Genomic DNA, 15,890 nt, shown 5'->3' on the forward strand with positions numbered 1-15,890 from the left:
AGATGCGCGACCGTCTGATCGTCGGGCTCGACGTGCCCACACTCGCCGAGGCCGAAAAGGCGGTGGCCGAACTGGGCGACACCGTGGTCTTCTACAAGATCGGCTATCAGCTCGCCTTCGCCGGCGGTTTAGGCTTCGCGCAGGAGCTGGTGCAGTCGGGCAGGCAAGTCTTCCTCGACATGAAGCTCCTCGACATCGACAACACCGTCGCCAAAGGCGTCGAGAATATCGCCCGCATGGGCGTCACCATGCTGACGCTGCACGCCTATCCAAAAGCCATGCGTGCGGCCGTTGCCGCTGCGGAAGGCTCCGGCCTTTGCCTGCTCGGCGTCACGGTGCTCACCTCCATGGACGAACAAGACCTGATCGACGCCGGCTATGAATACGACCCGCACACGCTGGTGCTGCGTCGCGCCGAACAGGTGCGTAACGCTGGCATGGGAGGTGTCGTCTGCTCGGCGGCCGAGGCGCAAGCCGTGCGCGCCATTGTCGGGCCGGAACTGGCGGTCGTCACGCCGGGCATCCGCCCCGCAGGTGCCGCCCATGGCGACCAGAAGCGCGTCATGATGCCGGCCGACGCCATCCGCGCCGGTGCCAGCCATCTCGTCGTCGCCCGCCCGGTTGTTGCCGCCGCCGACCGCAAGGCCGCCGCCGAAGCCATCCTGGCGGAAATGCTCACAGCCGCCTGAAGACCGCGAACCGAGGGGAGAGGAAAATGCCCAAGGCCTACTGGATTGCCCACGTGGATGTGCGCGACCCGGAGCGCTACAAGGACTATGTGGCGACCGCAAAACCCGCCTTCGAGCGCTTCGGCGCCCGGTTTCTGGCGCGCGGCGGAGCCTATGAGGCCATGGAAGGCAAGGGGCGCGGGCGCAACGTGGTGATCGAGTTTCCGTCGATGCAAGCGGCCACGGATTGCTACAATTCCCCCGACTACCAGGCCGCCAAGGCCATCCGCCAGGAGGTGGCGGACGCCGAGATGATCATCGTCGAAGGCTATGAGGGCTGAACCGCGCGCGCGATGAAGGAATACGGATTGCCGGCGGGCTACGCCATCCGCGCCTACCGGCCAGACGATGCGGCCGCGCTGGCGGCGGTGGATGCGCGCGCCTCCATCCTCTTTGCCGAATACGGCTACCCCTCGCTGGCCGAGGGCACATTGACGACGGCGCAGTTCCACGCGCTCGCCGGGGTTTGCGAGACCCTCGTGGCGGCGCATTGCGAAGATGGCCCGGTAGGCTATGCCATCCTCCATCCTGTGGGCGGGTTCCTGCATTTGCGGGAGCTTGCGGTGGATCCCGCCCATGGGCGCCGCGGCATCGGCACGGCGCTGCTTGCCGCAGCAATCGGCAGAAGCCGCGAGGAGGGCCACGAGGGCGTCTCGCTGACGACCTTTCGCGACCTTCCCTTCAATGAGCGTTTCTATGCCGGGCAGGGCTTCGTGGAATGCGCCCTCGATGCCGCTCCCGCCCCCCTTGCCAGGCAATTTCTGGCTGAGTTGCCGCCGGGAATCGCGGCCGAAAGGCGGCTTTTGATGCTGCGCCGCAACATCCCCTAGCTTGAAAGCAGCCTTGAGAGAACATAAGTTTCAGTAACTTAACTGAGGAAACCGTCACCTCTATTGCAATGCATCAAACCTGCGTTAGTTTGAACCATCGTCCATAGCCGCAGCACAAGCCGCCTCGCCGGACAAGCATCGGCGGTAAAGGCCCCGTGTCGGAAAGGTCTGCCTTGTATTACCAGCTTTACGAATTCAACCACGCGGCCCTGCAACCAGCACGGGCCTATGCCCAAGCAGTCCGGCTTCTCTACGCCAATCCGTTCAATCCAGCCTCCAGCACGCCCTGGGGCCGCACGATCGCCGCGGCCGCGGAGGTGTTCGAGCGCACCACCCGCCGCTACGGCAAGCCGGAATTCGGCATCGAGACGACGGTGGTGGACGGCAAGGCGGTTGCCGTTACCGAAGAGGTGGTGTGGTCGCGGCCCTTTTGCCGGCTGATCCGCTTCGTGCGCGACCTGCCGGCCGGCCGCAAGCCGGATGCAAGGCTCCTGATGGTGGCGCCCATGTCCGGCCACTACGCAACGCTGCTGCGCGGCACGGTGGAGGCGATGCTGCCGCATGCCGACGTCTATATCACCGACTGGACCGACGCGCGCATGGTGCCACTCTCGGACGGCCGCTTCGACCTTGACGACTACATCGACTATCTCATCGAGATGTTCCGCGTGCTTGGTCCCGGCGCCCATGTCATGGGCGTGTGCCAGCCTTCCGTGCCGGTGCTTGCGGCAGTGGCGCTGATGGAGGCGCGCGGCGACGGGAATCTGCCGGCAACCATGACGCTGATGGGCGGCCCCATCGACACGCGGAAGAACCCCACCGCCGTCAACCGGCTAGCCGAGGAACACGGCATCGACTGGTTCCGCGAGAACGTCATAATGCAGGTTCCGTGGCCGAACCCCGGTTTCCTGCGCCAGGTTTATCCGGGCTTCCTGCAGCTCTCCGGCTTCATGAGCATGAATCTCGACCGGCACATCACCGCCCATAAGGAGTTCTTCATGCACCTTGTGGAGGGCGACGGCGAACCGGCGGAGAAGCACCGCGACTTCTACGACGAATATCTGGCGGTGATGGATCTGACGGCGGAGTTCTATCTGCAGACCGTCGACACGGTCTTCGTCCGCCATTCACTGCCCAAGGGCGAGATGACGCATCGCGGCGAGCCGGTGGACCCCGCCGCCATACGCTCGGTCGCGCTTTTGACGGTCGAGGGCGAGAACGACGATATCTCCGGCGTCGGACAGACCAAGGCTGCGCAAGACCTCTGCGTCAACATTCCCGACGCCATGCGCAGCCACTATCTGCAACCGGTGGTCGGCCATTATGGCGTCTTCAACGGGTCGCGCTTCAGGGCCGAGATCGCCCCACGCATCGTCGATTTCATCGCCGCCCACGCCACCCCCGCCGCTAAGCAGAAACGGGCGAAAGGCGCGCGCTGAGAGGCTAAGTCCTTCCCGAAGATTCCCGGCGCAGGCGGCTGGGAGATATAAACCATAAGGCACGCTTGACCGATTTTATAATTGACAGCACCCGCCCCGAACCTCTTAACTCTTCATTAAGAAATAACGGGGAGCTCCAAAAAATGGCAGCGAGGCGGGCGGGTGTCAGCACCGCAATGGGAATTTGCATGGTTTTGAGCGGGCTTGGCACCGGCGCAGCGGCTGCCTCCGGCTCGATGGCGACGGGTGGGGCGACATCTCAACCCGTCGGGCATTACGAATTCTGCAAGAAGAGGCCGGGCGAATGTGCTATCCGGCTGCGTGACAACGGCCCGGTCCGCATGACCAGCGCGCTGCGACGAAAGATCGCAAGCGTCAACCTCGCGGTCAACAGATCCGTAAAGGCAATGAACGACCGCGACATCTACGGAAGGGAAGAGGTCTGGACCTATCCGAGCAAAGGCGTCGGCGACTGCGAAGACTACGTGCTGGAGAAGCGCCGGCAGCTACAGCGAGCGGGCATCCCCCTCTCCGACCTGCTGATCACCGTCGTGCGCAAGCGTGACGGCGAGGGCCACGCGGTGCTGACCGTGCGGACGGACCAGGGCGACTTCATTCTCGACAACCTCAAGGACGATGTGAAGTTGTGGAGCCATACCGGTTACCGGTATCTCAAGCGTCAGGCAAGTGACCACACCGGCCGCTGGGTGAGCCTGCGCTCGGGGAACAACCTGCTCGTCGGCGCCGTCCGCAAATAGCTCCACGCGTCTTTTCGCAGAGCCCATTCTCCATTCGCACTCATGCGGCGTGGCGTTTTCCCGCCCGCCGTTCGGGTGACATAGACCAGTTGATCGAATCGATGAGCTGGCCTAACTCATTATTTTATCGCGATTCAATTCTGCGCGGGAAACCGGTTCCCACTTTTCCTGGAATCGCTCCAACCTGCCACTGAAGCGAATTATCGTGCCACCCTCACGCCGCCTGCGCCAGGCGCTCGCCGGCAACGCGGTAGGAGATGGCCTCGGCAAGGTGGATACGGCCGACCGTCGGTTGCCCGTCGAGATCGGCAAGCGTGCGTGCGACCTTGAGCACCCGGTGATAGGCGCGGGCCGACAGCCCCATCTTCTCGCTCGCATCCTGGAGCAGCGAGAGGCCTGCTGCATCGGGCGCTGCGATATCTTCGACAAGGGCGGGTGAGCAGCGCGCGTTTGTCGTCCATCCGGGCAGGCCGAGATTGGCGAAGCGCTCCCGCTGGATATCGCGGGCGCGGGCGACGCGTGCGGCGACGGTGGCGCTGTCCTCTGCCTTGCCAGGCTGGATGAGGTCGCCCGCCGAGACTGCCGGCACGTCGATGCGTAGGTCGATGCGGTCGAGCAGTGGGCCGGATATGCGCGCCTGATATTCGACCTGGCAGCGCGGCCCGCGCGCGCACCGGTGCCCCGGTTCGCCCGCCATGCCGCAGCGGCAAGGGTTCATTGCCGCAACGAGCTGGATCTGTGCCGGATAGCTCACCCGGTGGTTGGCCCGCGCGATGACGCATTCGCCGCTTTCCAGCGGCTGGCGCAGCGAGTTGAGCACCTGCGCCGTGAACTCTGGCAATTCATCGAGAAAGAGCACGCCGTGATGGGCCAGCGACACCTCGCCCGGCCGGGCACGCAGACCGCCGCCGACCATCGCCGCCATGGATGCCGAATGGTGCGGCGCGCGAAAGGGACGCCGGTCGGACAGGCGCCCGTCGGCGAGCTCGCCGGCGATCGAGGCGACCATGGAGACCTCCAGAAGCTCCTTCGGCGACAGCGGCGGCAGGATGGCGGGCAAACGCTGCGCCAGCATGGATTTTCCGGCACCAGGCGGGCCGACCATCAGGAGATTGTGGCCGCCGGCCGCCGCCACCTCCAGCGCCCGCTTGGCGCTCTCCTGGCCCTTGATGTCGGACAGGTCGGGCAACAAGCCGGGCGGCGGCCCCAGGGCCGGCTCCGGCCGGCTCATCACCTGCGTGCCGCGGAAATGGTTGGCCAGTGCGATCAGGCTGCGCGGCGCCAGAATGTCAACATCCGTGCCGGCCCACGCGGCCTCCGGCCCGCAGTCATGCGGGCAGATAAGGCCCTTGCCCATGGCGTTGGCACCGATCGCCGCTGGCAGCACGCCGGCCACCCGCGCCACCGTGCCGTCGAGCGCCAGTTCGCCGAGCACTACATAGTCGCTCAAAGCGTCCGCCGGCACGGCGCCGAGCGCGGCCATCAGGCCGAGGGCGATCGGCAAGTCGTAGTGGCTGCCTTCCTTGGGAAGATCGGCGGGCGCGAGATTGATCGTCACCCGCTTGGGCGGCATGGAGAGGCCCGAAGCATGGAGTGCGGCCTGCACCCGCTCGCGGCTCTCCGCCACGGCCTTGTCGCCCAGCCCGACGATCTGCATGCCCATCTTGCCGGGCGCGACCATCACCTGCACATCGACGGGAACAGCGTCGATCCCCTCGAACGCAATCGTACGCACACGCGAAACCATGCAACCTCCCCCGCCCTCTGGCGCCCCTGTGCCCGGTGGAATGATCAGTTGCGTCACTCAAGCATGGATTGCATGCCGGATCAAGAACATTACGCGAACAAATAGACCGCCCTGGTTGCAAGGCAGGCGGCAGACGGTTGCAGCAGAGGAACGCCGGACCTAGCGCCGTGCCTCTACCGCGTCCCAGAAAAGGGCTGCGATGTCGGCGCCGCCGAACTTCTTCACCTCGCGCACCCCGGTCGGCGAAGTGACGTTGATCTCGGTCAGGAGCCCGCCGATCACGTCGATACCCACCAGCACGAAGCCGCGCTCGCGCAGGGCGGGCCCGATGCGCGCGCAGATCTCACGCTCGCGCTCGGTGATCTCCGTTGGTTCGGCACGGCCGCCGACATGCATGTTGGAGCGCGAATCGTGCTCGGCCGGCACCCGGTTGATGGCGCCTACCGGCTCACCCTCGATCAGGATGATGCGCTTGTCGCCGCCGCGCACCTCCTTCAGATAGCGTTGCACGATGAACGGCTCGCGGAAGGTCTGGGTGAACAGCTCGAGTAGCGAAGCCAGATTGCGGTCGGCCTCCAGCAGATGGAAGATGCCGGCGCCGCCATTGCCGTAGAGCGGCTTGACGATGATGTCGCCGTGCTCGGCGCGGAAGGCGTCCACCTCCGCCGGATCACGGGTGATCAGTGTGTCCGGCATCAGGTCGGCGAATTCGGTGACGAAAATCTTCTCCGGGCTGTTGCGCACCCAGGCGGGATCGTTGACGACCAGTGTCTTCGGATGGATGCGCTCGAGGATATGCGTGGTAGTGATGTAGTGCATGTCGAAGGGCGGGTCCTGGCGCAGAAGCACCACATCCATCTCGGCAAGGTCCGTCCGCAGCGGCTCGCCCAGGCTGAAATGGCTTCCCACCTCTTCGCGCACCATCATCGCTTCCATCGTGGCAAACACCCTGTCGCCGAGCTGCGAAAGCTGGTCGGGCGTGTAATGCCAAAGCTTATGCCCGCGCCGCTGCGCCTCCAGCGCCAGGGCGAAGGTGGTGTCGCCGGCGATCGAGACGGTGGAGATGTGATCCATCTGGAAGGCGACGCTGAGCGGCATGGGCGGAATCTCCGTTTGGGGCTGCTGTGGCGGCAGATGACGGCGCGGGCAGCGCCCTGTCAAGCACTGCCTGCCGGCGTCGGCGGGTAGAGTCGGAAAGCCGAATTCCAAATTGTTATAGCATGATACGTTTCTTAAAGAATTTCACATGCATGTTCCGTCAAAAGGCTCCGGAATAGGAAAAAAGCATGCCGTCCGCCCTGTCTATCGGACAAGCAACCAGGGGACACGGAGAGGATCTCGTCCTCACCGATCCGCTGACCGGGCTCGGCAACACGCACCGTTTCTACGACAAGGTGAATAGGCTCATTGCCGAGCGCGCAGATGATCCGGCGCCGTTTGCCGTCGGCGTGCTCGATCTCGACGGTTTCAAGCCGATCAACGATCTGTTCAGCCGCGCCGCCGGCGATGAGATCCTGCATCAGGTGGCCATGCGCCTGCGCGCGGCGATGGACGAGCATTCCACCGTCACCCGCATCGGCGCCGACGAGTTCGCCTTCCTCTGCCCGATGGTCTTCAGCGAGGACGCGATTGCCGAGAAGGCGAGGATGCTGATCGAGATACTGTCGGCGCCCTACGATGTCGGCCATCGTACAGCGCGCCTTTCGGCATCGGCAGGCTGTTCGCTCTTCTATTCGGAGGAGGACACGACCGACCTTCTCCTTAGCAAGGCGGAGACGGCTCTTTACCAGGCGAAGCGCTCCGGCCGCGGCATCGTGGTGGTCTACACGCGCGAGATGGAAGAGGCGGCCAAGCGTCTCACGCGTATCGAGCAGGCCTTGCGGCGCGCGGTGGCGGCGGGAGAGGTGGAGCCGCACTTCCAGCCCATCATCGATCTCACCACCCGGCGGACCATCGGTTTCGAGACGCTGGCGCGCTGGACCGACCGGGATCTCGGCGTCGTCTCGCCGGCAACGTTTATCCCCATCGCCGAGGAGCGCGGCATCATCGGCCAGCTTTCGCAATTGGTGTTGCGCAAGGCGGTGGAGGCGGCGCGCGACTGGCCGGAAGACCTGTTCCTGTCCTTCAACCTATCGCCGTCGCAACTGGTCGATCACAACACCGGCCTGCATATCCTGGCGATCCTGGAGCGCACGGGCTTCAACCCCCGTCGCCTGGAGGTGGAGATCACCGAAACCGGCCTGATGAGCGATCCGGCGTCGGCCGAGAAGATCGTCAACGACTTGAGGCGCATGGGCATCCGCGTCTCGCTCGACGATTTCGGCACCGGCCAGTCAAGCCTCGGGCGGTTGCGCGACTTCCACTTCGACAAGCTGAAGATCGACCGCGCTTTCGTCTCTTCGATTCTTACCGACCGCCCGTCGGAGCACATCATCCGCGCCATCCTGGCCATGTGCGAGGGGCTCGGCATGGACGTGGTGGCGGAAGGCATCGAGGAGGAAGCGCAGGCGGAACGGCTGGTGGAATTCGGCTGCGCCGGCGGCCAGGGCTATCTCTTCGGCAAGCCCCGCGACGCGGACGAGACGCGGGCCCTCCTGCGCGGCACCGGCGAAAACCAACGCCGGGTCGCACGCTAAAGCAATTCCAGGAAAGTGGGAACCGGTTTTCCGTCCGGAATTGCGACAAAACAACGAGCCAGATCACTTCATCGATTCCACGAAACGATGAAGTGATCTGAAAATCCGCCGGCAGGCCTATTCGGCCGCCTGCCGGGCGAGCGGTGAGGCATTCAGCACATCCGCATCGACATGGGATTCGAATTTCTCGAAATTGTCGATGAACATGCCGACCAGGCGCTCTGCCTGCAAGTCGTAGGCGGCCTTGTCGCTCCAGGTGGAGCGCGGGTCCAGGATGGCGCTGTCGACGCCGGGCACGGCCACCGGCACGGCGAAGCCGAAATTCGGATCAGTGCGGAATTCGGCCTTGCCGAGCGAGCCATCGAGTGCCGCGGCAAGCAGCGTCCGTGTGACCTGGATGGGCATGCGCTTGCCCGTGCCGTAGGCACCGCCCGTCCAGCCGGTATTCACCAGCCAGCAGTCGACGCCGTGGCCGGCGATCAGGTCGCGCAAGAGGTTGCCGTAGGCAGAAGGATGGCGCGGCATGAAAGGAGCGCCGAAGCAGGTGGAGAACGTAGCCTCCGGCTCCTTCACGCCTTTTTCCGTGCCCGCCACCTTGGCCGTGTAGCCGGACAGGAAGTGATACATGGCCTGCGCCGGCGTCAGCCGCGCGATCGGCGGCATGATGCCAAAGGCATCTGCCGTCAGCATGATGACGTTCTTCGGCTGTCCGGCGCGCCCCGTGCCGCTCGCGTTGGGGATGAAGTGCAGTGGATAGGCGGCCCGCGCGTTCTCCGTCAGGCTGCCGTCGTCGAAATCCGGCACGCCGGCCTCGTCGAGCACGACGTTCTCAAGCACCGTACCGAAGCGCCTCGTGGTGGAAAAGATTTCCGGCTCGGCCTCCGCCGACAGACGGATGGTCTTGGCGTAGCACCCGCCTTCGAAGTTGAAGATGCCCTCCTGGCCCCAACCGTGCTCGTCGTCGCCGATCAAGGTGCGCGCCGAATCGGCCGAAAGCGTCGTCTTGCCCGTGCCGGACAGGCCGAAGAACACGGCGACGTCGCCTTCCGGCCCCGTATTGGCCGAGCAATGCATTGGCATGACGCCGCGCGGCGGCAGGATGTGGTTGAGTGCGGTGAAGACCGACTTTTTCATCTCTCCGGCATACGAAGTACCGCCGATGAGCACGATCATGCGGCTCAGGTCCATGGCGATGACGGTCTCGCCACGGCAGCCGTGCCGGGCGGGATCGGCGCGGAAGGACGGAAGGTCGATCACCGTCATCCTCGGCACGAAGCGTGAGAGCGCATCGCGCGCAGGGCGGATGAGCAGGTTGCGGATGAACAGCGAATGCCAGGCATATTCGGTGACGACACGTGTCGGCAGCGCGTTCTCCGGATCCGCGCCGCCCACCAGGTCCTGCACGAAAAGGTCGCGGCCGTCCGCGTGGCGCCGGAAATCCTCGTAAAGCGTTTCGAACTGCTCACGCGAGATGGCGCCGTTGTTGTCCCACCACACGGCATCTTCCGTATCGGCGTCGCGGACTATGAACTTGTCCTTCGGCGAGCGGCCCGTGTGCTGGCCGGTCTCGGCCACGAGCGCGCCATGGGCTGAAAGTCTGGCTTCGCCGCGGCGGATCGCTTCCTCGCAGAGGCGTGCCTCGGTGAGGTTGTAGTAGACGGTGCCTGTCGTCTTCAGGCCGCTGGTTTCGATCCCGCTCAGGGGACCACGGTGACCGGTCTCGTGCATGTTTCGCTACCAAATCTGTTTTGATCGAAGGGCCGGCCAGCAAACCCGGGCGGAGAACCCTTGTCAGCAGCCATCGCACGTCAGAAACAGAAAAATACAGTAATTTCAAATCATTAATCGATTTAAGGATTTTTAGAACGAGTTAAATCGGTTATATGTTCCCCAAACTTCGGGAGAGCGCTCCTGGCTTTTGCCGAAGCCATGTGGCGGCGCCGCATGAAACCGTCGCATGCAGGCGCGTAAAGTGACTCCGCCCGGAGAATGTGCCACATTTTGTACCCAATTTGTCCTGCAACTGCGCGCGGATGCAGCACGAAGGGACATTGCATGATGAGGGAGCCACTGGATATGGCAACAATCGCGCTCGTTGATGACGACCGCAATATTCTCACGTCCGTTTCGATTGCACTGGAATCGGAGGGTTATCGCGTCGAGACCTATACGGACGGTGCCTCGGCACTTGAAGGCCTGAGTGCGCGTCCGCCGTCGCTCGCCATCCTCGACATCAAGATGCCGCGCATGGACGGCATGGAGCTTCTGCGCCGCCTGCGCCAGAAGAGCGATGTGCCGGTAATCTTCCTGACCTCGAAGGACGATGAGATCGACGAGCTGTTCGGCCTCAAGATGGGTGCCGACGATTTCGTGCGCAAACCGTTTTCGCAGCGGCTCCTGGTCGAGCGGGTGCGGGCGGTGCTGCGCCGGGCGAGCGCCCGCGAGGCCGCCGCCAAGGCGCCCGACAAGCAGAGCCGCTCGCTGGAGCGCGGCCATCTCATCATGGACCAGGAGCGCCACACCTGCACCTGGAAAGGCGAGCCGGTGACGCTGACGGTGACCGAGTTCCTCATCCTGCATTCGCTGGCGCAGCGCCCGGGTGTGGTGAAAAGTCGTGACGCGCTGATGGATTCGGCCTATGACGAGCAGGTCTATGTGGACGACCGCACCATCGACAGCCACATCAAGCGGCTGCGCAAGAAGTTCAAGTCGGTCGACGGCGAGTTTGACATGATCGAGACGCTCTACGGCGTCGGCTACCGCTTCCGCGAGGCGTGACGGGCGACGATTACTGAATGGCCATTGAGGTAGGAAACAGGAGAACCAGCGCGACTCAGGGCAGGGTGGAGCGGGCAACGCCCTGGCTGTTGGGCCGGCTCGCAGTGCCGATCCGCCGCATGCTGGGCCACTACATGTTTTCCAGCCTCACGCGCCGTATCCTCATCCTCAATTTCGGTGCCATGACGGTGCTCGTCATCGGCATCCTGTACATCAACCAGTTCCGCGACGCGCTCATCGATGCTCAGATCGAGAGCCTCAGGACCCAGGGCGGCATCATCGCCGGCGCTATCGCCGCATCCGCTACGGTGGAGACGGATTCGATCCTGATCGATCCGGAGAAGCTTCTGGAGCTTCAGGCGGGCGAAAGCATGTCGCCGCGGCCAGACCGCTTCGAGAGCCTGGATTTCCCGATCAACCCGGAACTCGTCGCGCCGCTTCTGCCGCGGCTGATTTCGCCCGAAAAGACCCGCGCCCGCATCTACGATCGCGACGCCAACCTGCTACTCGATTCGCGCCATCTTTATTCACGGGGCCAAATCCTGCGCTACGATCTGCCGGCGATGGATGAGGAGGAGGAAGGTTTCCTCGAATGGCTGCAGAAGCGTCTTACTGCGATCTTCCAGGGCGGCGACCTTCCGCTCGACCGGGAGCAGCCGGGCGGCAGCGGCGTCGCCTACGAGGAGGTGATGGCTGCTTTGACGGGCGGAGAGCCGAAAGCGTTCGTGCGCCGTAGCGAGACGGGCGAGCGCGTCATTTCGGTTGCGGTGCCCATTCAGCGCTTCCGCGCCGTCGTCGGCGTCCTTCAGCTTTCGACCCAGGGCGATGTCGATCGTATCATCGCCGAGGAGCGGCTGTCGATCCTGCGGGTCTTCGGCGTCGCCGCCCTCGTGACGGCGGTGCTATCGCTGCTGTTGGCTTCCACCATCGCCAACCCGCTGCGCCGCCTTTCCGCCGCCGCCATCCGCGTGCGCCGGGGTGTCCGGAACCGCGAGGAGATACCGGATTTCTCGCACCGCCAGGACGAGATCGGCAATCTTTCGGTGGCGCTGCGCGACATGACCAAGGCGCTCTACGCCCGCCTCGACGCCATCGAGAGCTTCGCCGCCGATGTGGCGCACGAACTCAAGAACCCCCTCACCTCGCTCGGCAGCGCCGTCGAGACGCTGCCGCTCGCCAAGGACCAGAACTCGCGCGACCGGCTGATGGAAATCATTCAGCACGACGTGCGCCGGCTCGACCGGCTGATCACCGATATCTCCGACGCCTCGCGGCTGGACGCGGAGATGGTGCGTGAAGACGCCGAGCCGGTCGATCTCGAGCGCTTCGTCGGTGACCTCGTCGCCGGCATCCGCGATGCCGGTAGCCGGCGGAAGCCTGTTGATCTTCAGTTCAAGGTCGAAGGTAAACCGGGGCAGGGCTTCGTCGTGCCGGGCCATGACCTGCGCCTCGGCCAGGTCATCACCAACCTGATCGAGAACGCGCGCTCATTCGTGCCCGAGGATGAGGGGCGCATCACGCTTTCGCTGTCGCGCACCGCCCGGCGCATTGTGCTGACCGTGGATGACAACGGCCCTGGCATCCGTGCCGACGACATCGAGCGCATCTTCGACCGCTTCTATACGGACCGGCCCTCGGGCGAGGCCTTCGGACAGAACTCCGGTCTCGGCCTGTCCATCAGCCGCCAGATCGTCGAAGCGCACGGCGGCACGCTGACCGCCGAGAACATCCCCGGCACCAAGCCCGGCGAGATACGCGGCGCGCGCTTCGTCATCACGCTACCCGCCGAGAGCTGAACGGTGGCCCCGGCCAACCGCCACGGCAGCCTGATTATCGCCGGCGAAAGCGGCGTCCTCGTCACCGGCCGGTCCGGTTCCGGGAAGACCCGGCTGGCGCTGGCGCTCATGGCCTATTGCGCTGCTCGCGGGCGCTTCGCAAGGCTCGTCGCGGATGACCAGGTGTTTCTCTCCGCCACGGCAGGGCGGGTGATCGGCCGTGCGCCGGAGACGATCGGCGGCCTGGTGGAGGCGCGCGGCTTCGGTCCCGCCCGCACGGTGCATGAGCCACGTGCGGTGGTCGATCTGGTGGTGCATCTGGTGGCTACCGAGGCTGCACCGCGCGTTCATGGGGACGAGCAGATGTCGCTGCAAGGCGTCGCGCTGCCATGCCTGGAGCTTGCCGAGCACGATGCCGAAGGCGCGGTTTTCGCCATCGCGGCACGTCTTTCCCTGCCGCCATTCGGCTGAGAAGGGACTTCTAACGTCAAAAAATCCGTCAAAACGTGGCAGTTTTGGGCTTGTCAACGCTTTGTGCGTTGACAAGATAGCGCTCGTATCGTGAGGCAGTCGGGCAACGGTGAACCCGATCGCTGGATAACCGCTGGATGATAGCGGACATTGCGCATCGGGTAAGCCATTTGGACGGAGTGACAGAGTGACAGCCTCGAAGCGCGCAGACAGGGGGCGGACCGCCCGGCGCAATGACCCGGCGCGGTGCCGACGCAAGGCGGGGGCCCGATGATCGGCATCGTCCTTGTCACGCACGGCCGGCTGGCGGAAGAGTTCCGCCATGCGGTTGAGCATGTGGTCGGCCCCCAGGAAAACCTCGAAACGGTCTCTATCGGCGCCGAGGACGACATGGAGCAGCGCCGCCGCGATATTGTCGACGCCGTCAGCCGCGCCGACACGGGCGCCGGCGTCATCATCCTCACCGACATGTTCGGCGGCACGCCGTCGAACCTTGCCATATCGGTCATGGATGCCGGTCGTGTCGAGGTTGTCGCTGGCATGAACCTGCCGATGCTCATCAAGTTGTCCAGCGTGCGCGCTGGTAACGATATGGTGCTGGCACTGGAAGAAGCGCAGACCGCCGGCCGAAAGTATATCAACGTGGCGAGCCAGGTGCTCAACGGCAAATGAGCATCGCACCGACCAAACCCGCCAAGGACGATGTCCTCACGCATGAGTTTGCCATCGTCAACCAGCGCGGCCTGCACGCCCGCGCCTCTGCCAAGTTCGTCCAGCTCGTCGGCAGTTATGATGCCGAGGTGACCGTGGAAAAAGACGGCATCGCCGTCGGCGGCACCTCGATCATGGGTTTGATGATGCTGGCTGCCACGCCCGGCTGCTACATCAGGATAAGCGCGCACGGCCCCGAGGCGGCCGCCGTCATGCATGCCCTGGGAGAGCTGATTGCCAGCCGCTTCGGCGAGGAAAGTTAGAGTACTGTGCGTCCGCACGACATGCACGCATAAAGATTTCTTTATATTTCATTGTCGCCTGCCGCCTGATCTGCTAGTCAGGCCCGAAACCTGCGCCCGTCGTTTTCCGCGGCGTGAAGATCGTTTCGAGCTGGAGCTGAAGCAGATGACAGCCACCGATTATATCGTTGCCGATATTTCCCTTGCCCCGTGGGGCCGCAAGGAGATCGAGATCGCCGAGACAGAAATGCCCGGCCTGATGGCCTGTCGCGAAGAATTCGGCGACAAGCAGCCGTTGAAGGGTGCCCGCATCACCGGCTCGCTCCACATGACCATTCAGACGGCGGTCCTCATCGAGACGCTGAAGGCGCTGGGGGCCGAGGTGCGCTGGGCCTCCTGCAACATCTTCTCCACCCAGGACCATGCGGCTGCCGCCATCGCCGAGACGGGAACGCCGGTCTTTGCGGTCAAGGGCGAGACGCTGGAGGACTACTGGACCTATACGGACCGCATCTTCCAGTGGCCGGACGGCGAGCCCTCCAACATGATCCTCGACGATGGCGGCGACGCCACGATGTACATCCTTCTCGGCGCCCGCGCCGAGGCCGGAGAGGACGTCCTGTCCAATCCCGGCAACGAGGAAGAGGAGATCCTCTTCGCGCAGATCAAGAAGCGCCTGGCCGAGACGCCTGGATTCTTCACCCGCCAGCGGGACGCTATCCGCGGCGTGACGGAGGAGACGACCACAGGCGTCAACCGCCTCTACCAGCTCCAGAAGAAGGGCCTCCTGCCCTTCCCCGCGATCAACGTGAACGATTCCGTCACCAAATCGAAATTCGACAACAAGTATGGCTGCAAGGAGTCGCTGGTCGACGGAATCCGCCGCGCCACAGACGTGATGATGGCCGGCAAGGTGGCTGTCGTCTGCGGTTATGGCGACGTCGGCAAGGGTTGCGCCCAGTCGCTGATTGGCGCTGGCGCCCGCGTCAAGGTCACCGAGGCCGACCCCATCTGCGCCCTGCAGGCGGCGATGGACGGCTTCGAGGTGGTGACGCTGGAGGAAGCTATCCCCACCGCCGACATTATCATCACCGCCACCGGCAACAAGGATGTCATCTCGCTCGACCAGATGCGCCAGATGAAGGACATGACCATCCTTGGCAACATCGGCCATTTCGACAACGAGATTCAGGTCTCTGCCCTGCGCAATTTCAAATGGAACAACATCAAGCCACAGGTCGACATGATCGAATTTCCCGACGGCAAGAGGATCATCCTCCTGTCGGAGGGCCGCCTGCTCAACCTTGGTAATGCCACCGGCCATCCCAGCTTCGTCATGTCCGCCTCCTTCACCAACCAGGTGCTGGCGCAGATCGAGCTATGGGCGCGGCCCGGCCAGTACGAGAACCAGGTCTATGTGCTGCCCAAGCATTTGGATGAGAAGGTGGCGCGCCTGCATCTCGGCAAGCTGGGCGCCAAGCTGACCGAGCTTTCGCCCGAGCAGGCCGCCTATATCGGCGTCAGCCCGCAAGGTCCTTTCAAGCCGGACCACTACAGATACTGATCTATTAAAAGAACAACACAATATATTGGGTGCCGGGCTCTATCTCAGAGCTCGGCATTATTTTTGTCACGCTTCCTTCTTCACCCGGATTCGCTCACCGGGTACAGTGCACTGATTCGAGGGGCGCCGATGTGCCTGCGTTCGGCGCGGATCGGACGGTCTTGGAGATCATGCGGCGGAGAGGAACAAGGCATGCCGGGGCTGGACCCGC

Annotated in this window: 15 protein-coding genes; 12 read left to right on the top strand and 3 right to left on the bottom strand. The window is 64.1% G+C overall.

What is annotated here, in order from left to right; translation table 11 throughout:
* Nucleotides 1–2: 2 nt before the first annotated feature.
* From pyrF to GPJ75_RS02875, 5 genes are all read left to right on the top strand, one after another.
* Nucleotides 3–689: an orotidine-5'-phosphate decarboxylase gene (pyrF, locus tag GPJ75_RS02855; RefSeq protein ID WP_163265821.1), complete on the top strand. Its 687-nt coding sequence runs from the start codon at nucleotides 3–5 to the stop codon at nucleotides 687–689.
* 26 nt (nucleotides 690–715) lie between these two features.
* Entirely contained in the window at nucleotides 716–1,009 is a 294-nt protein-coding gene (locus GPJ75_RS02860; RefSeq protein WP_163264962.1) for a DUF1330 domain-containing protein, read from the top strand.
* Nucleotides 1,010–1,036: 27 nt separating this feature from the next.
* Nucleotides 1,037–1,558, top strand: a complete 522-nt coding sequence (locus GPJ75_RS02865) for a GNAT family N-acetyltransferase (RefSeq protein WP_246248888.1) — start codon at nucleotides 1,037–1,039, stop codon at nucleotides 1,556–1,558.
* A gap of 173 nt (nucleotides 1,559–1,731) precedes the next feature.
* The gene (locus GPJ75_RS02870) at nucleotides 1,732–2,997 is read left to right on the top strand and encodes a polyhydroxyalkanoate depolymerase (protein WP_163264966.1); all 1,266 of its coding nucleotides are present in this window, start codon (nucleotides 1,732–1,734) and stop codon (nucleotides 2,995–2,997) included.
* A 143-nt stretch (nucleotides 2,998–3,140) separates the two neighbouring features.
* Nucleotides 3,141–3,755 carry a transglutaminase-like cysteine peptidase gene (locus GPJ75_RS02875; protein WP_163264968.1) on the top strand — a complete coding sequence of 205 codons (615 nt, stop codon included), beginning with the start codon at nucleotides 3,141–3,143 and terminating at the stop codon, nucleotides 3,753–3,755.
* Between the two features lie 214 nt (nucleotides 3,756–3,969).
* Here GPJ75_RS02875 and GPJ75_RS02880 read toward each other — a convergent pair whose 3' ends face one another.
* Complete coding sequence (locus GPJ75_RS02880; RefSeq protein WP_163264970.1) at nucleotides 3,970–5,502, bottom strand: YifB family Mg chelatase-like AAA ATPase; 1,533 nt, start codon at nucleotides 5,500–5,502, stop codon at nucleotides 3,970–3,972.
* A gap of 159 nt (nucleotides 5,503–5,661) precedes the next feature.
* Nucleotides 5,662–6,600: a glutathione synthase gene (gene gshB, locus GPJ75_RS02885; protein ID WP_163264972.1), complete on the bottom strand. Its 939-nt coding sequence runs from the start codon at nucleotides 6,598–6,600 to the stop codon at nucleotides 5,662–5,664.
* Between the two features lie 188 nt (nucleotides 6,601–6,788).
* Between gshB and GPJ75_RS02890 the strand changes: the two genes are divergently transcribed.
* The gene (locus GPJ75_RS02890; protein WP_163264974.1) at nucleotides 6,789–8,138 is read left to right on the top strand and encodes a putative bifunctional diguanylate cyclase/phosphodiesterase; all 1,350 of its coding nucleotides are present in this window, start codon (nucleotides 6,789–6,791) and stop codon (nucleotides 8,136–8,138) included.
* Between the two features lie 117 nt (nucleotides 8,139–8,255).
* On the opposite strand, the gene GPJ75_RS02895 is transcribed toward GPJ75_RS02890, so the two are convergent.
* Nucleotides 8,256–9,866 carry a phosphoenolpyruvate carboxykinase gene (locus GPJ75_RS02895; protein ID WP_163264977.1) on the bottom strand — a complete coding sequence of 537 codons (1,611 nt, stop codon included), beginning with the start codon at nucleotides 9,864–9,866 and terminating at the stop codon, nucleotides 8,256–8,258.
* Between the two features lie 348 nt (nucleotides 9,867–10,214).
* Between GPJ75_RS02895 and GPJ75_RS02900 the strand changes: the two genes are divergently transcribed.
* The 6 genes from GPJ75_RS02900 (at nucleotide 10,215) to ahcY (ending at nucleotide 15,679) form a co-directional block, all read left to right on the top strand.
* On the top strand, nucleotides 10,215–10,916 hold the full coding sequence (locus tag GPJ75_RS02900) for a response regulator transcription factor (RefSeq protein WP_163264979.1): 702 nt from the start codon (nucleotides 10,215–10,217) through the stop codon (nucleotides 10,914–10,916).
* 17 nt (nucleotides 10,917–10,933) lie between these two features.
* Nucleotides 10,934–12,712 (top strand): stimulus-sensing domain-containing protein, encoded by a 1,779-nt coding sequence (locus GPJ75_RS02905; RefSeq protein WP_163264981.1) that lies wholly within the window; start codon nucleotides 10,934–10,936, stop codon nucleotides 12,710–12,712.
* 3 nt (nucleotides 12,713–12,715) lie between these two features.
* The gene (locus GPJ75_RS02910; protein WP_163264983.1) at nucleotides 12,716–13,162 is read left to right on the top strand and encodes an HPr kinase/phosphorylase; all 447 of its coding nucleotides are present in this window, start codon (nucleotides 12,716–12,718) and stop codon (nucleotides 13,160–13,162) included.
* A 270-nt stretch (nucleotides 13,163–13,432) separates the two neighbouring features.
* Nucleotides 13,433–13,834, top strand: a complete 402-nt coding sequence (locus GPJ75_RS02915; RefSeq protein WP_159586776.1) for a PTS sugar transporter subunit IIA — start codon at nucleotides 13,433–13,435, stop codon at nucleotides 13,832–13,834.
* Nucleotides 13,831–14,136, top strand: a complete 306-nt coding sequence (locus tag GPJ75_RS02920; RefSeq protein WP_163264985.1) for an HPr family phosphocarrier protein — start codon at nucleotides 13,831–13,833, stop codon at nucleotides 14,134–14,136. The genes GPJ75_RS02915 and GPJ75_RS02920 overlap by 4 nt, the downstream gene beginning before the upstream one ends.
* Nucleotides 14,137–14,281: 145 nt before the next feature.
* Nucleotides 14,282–15,679 carry an adenosylhomocysteinase gene (ahcY, locus tag GPJ75_RS02925; protein WP_163264987.1) on the top strand — a complete coding sequence of 466 codons (1,398 nt, stop codon included), beginning with the start codon at nucleotides 14,282–14,284 and terminating at the stop codon, nucleotides 15,677–15,679.
* The last annotated feature ends 211 nt before the right edge of the window (nucleotides 15,680–15,890 follow it).

It is taken from the genome of Chelativorans alearensis (assembly GCF_010993735.1).
Taxonomy (GTDB): Bacteria; Pseudomonadota; Alphaproteobacteria; order Rhizobiales; family Rhizobiaceae; genus Chelativorans; species Chelativorans alearense.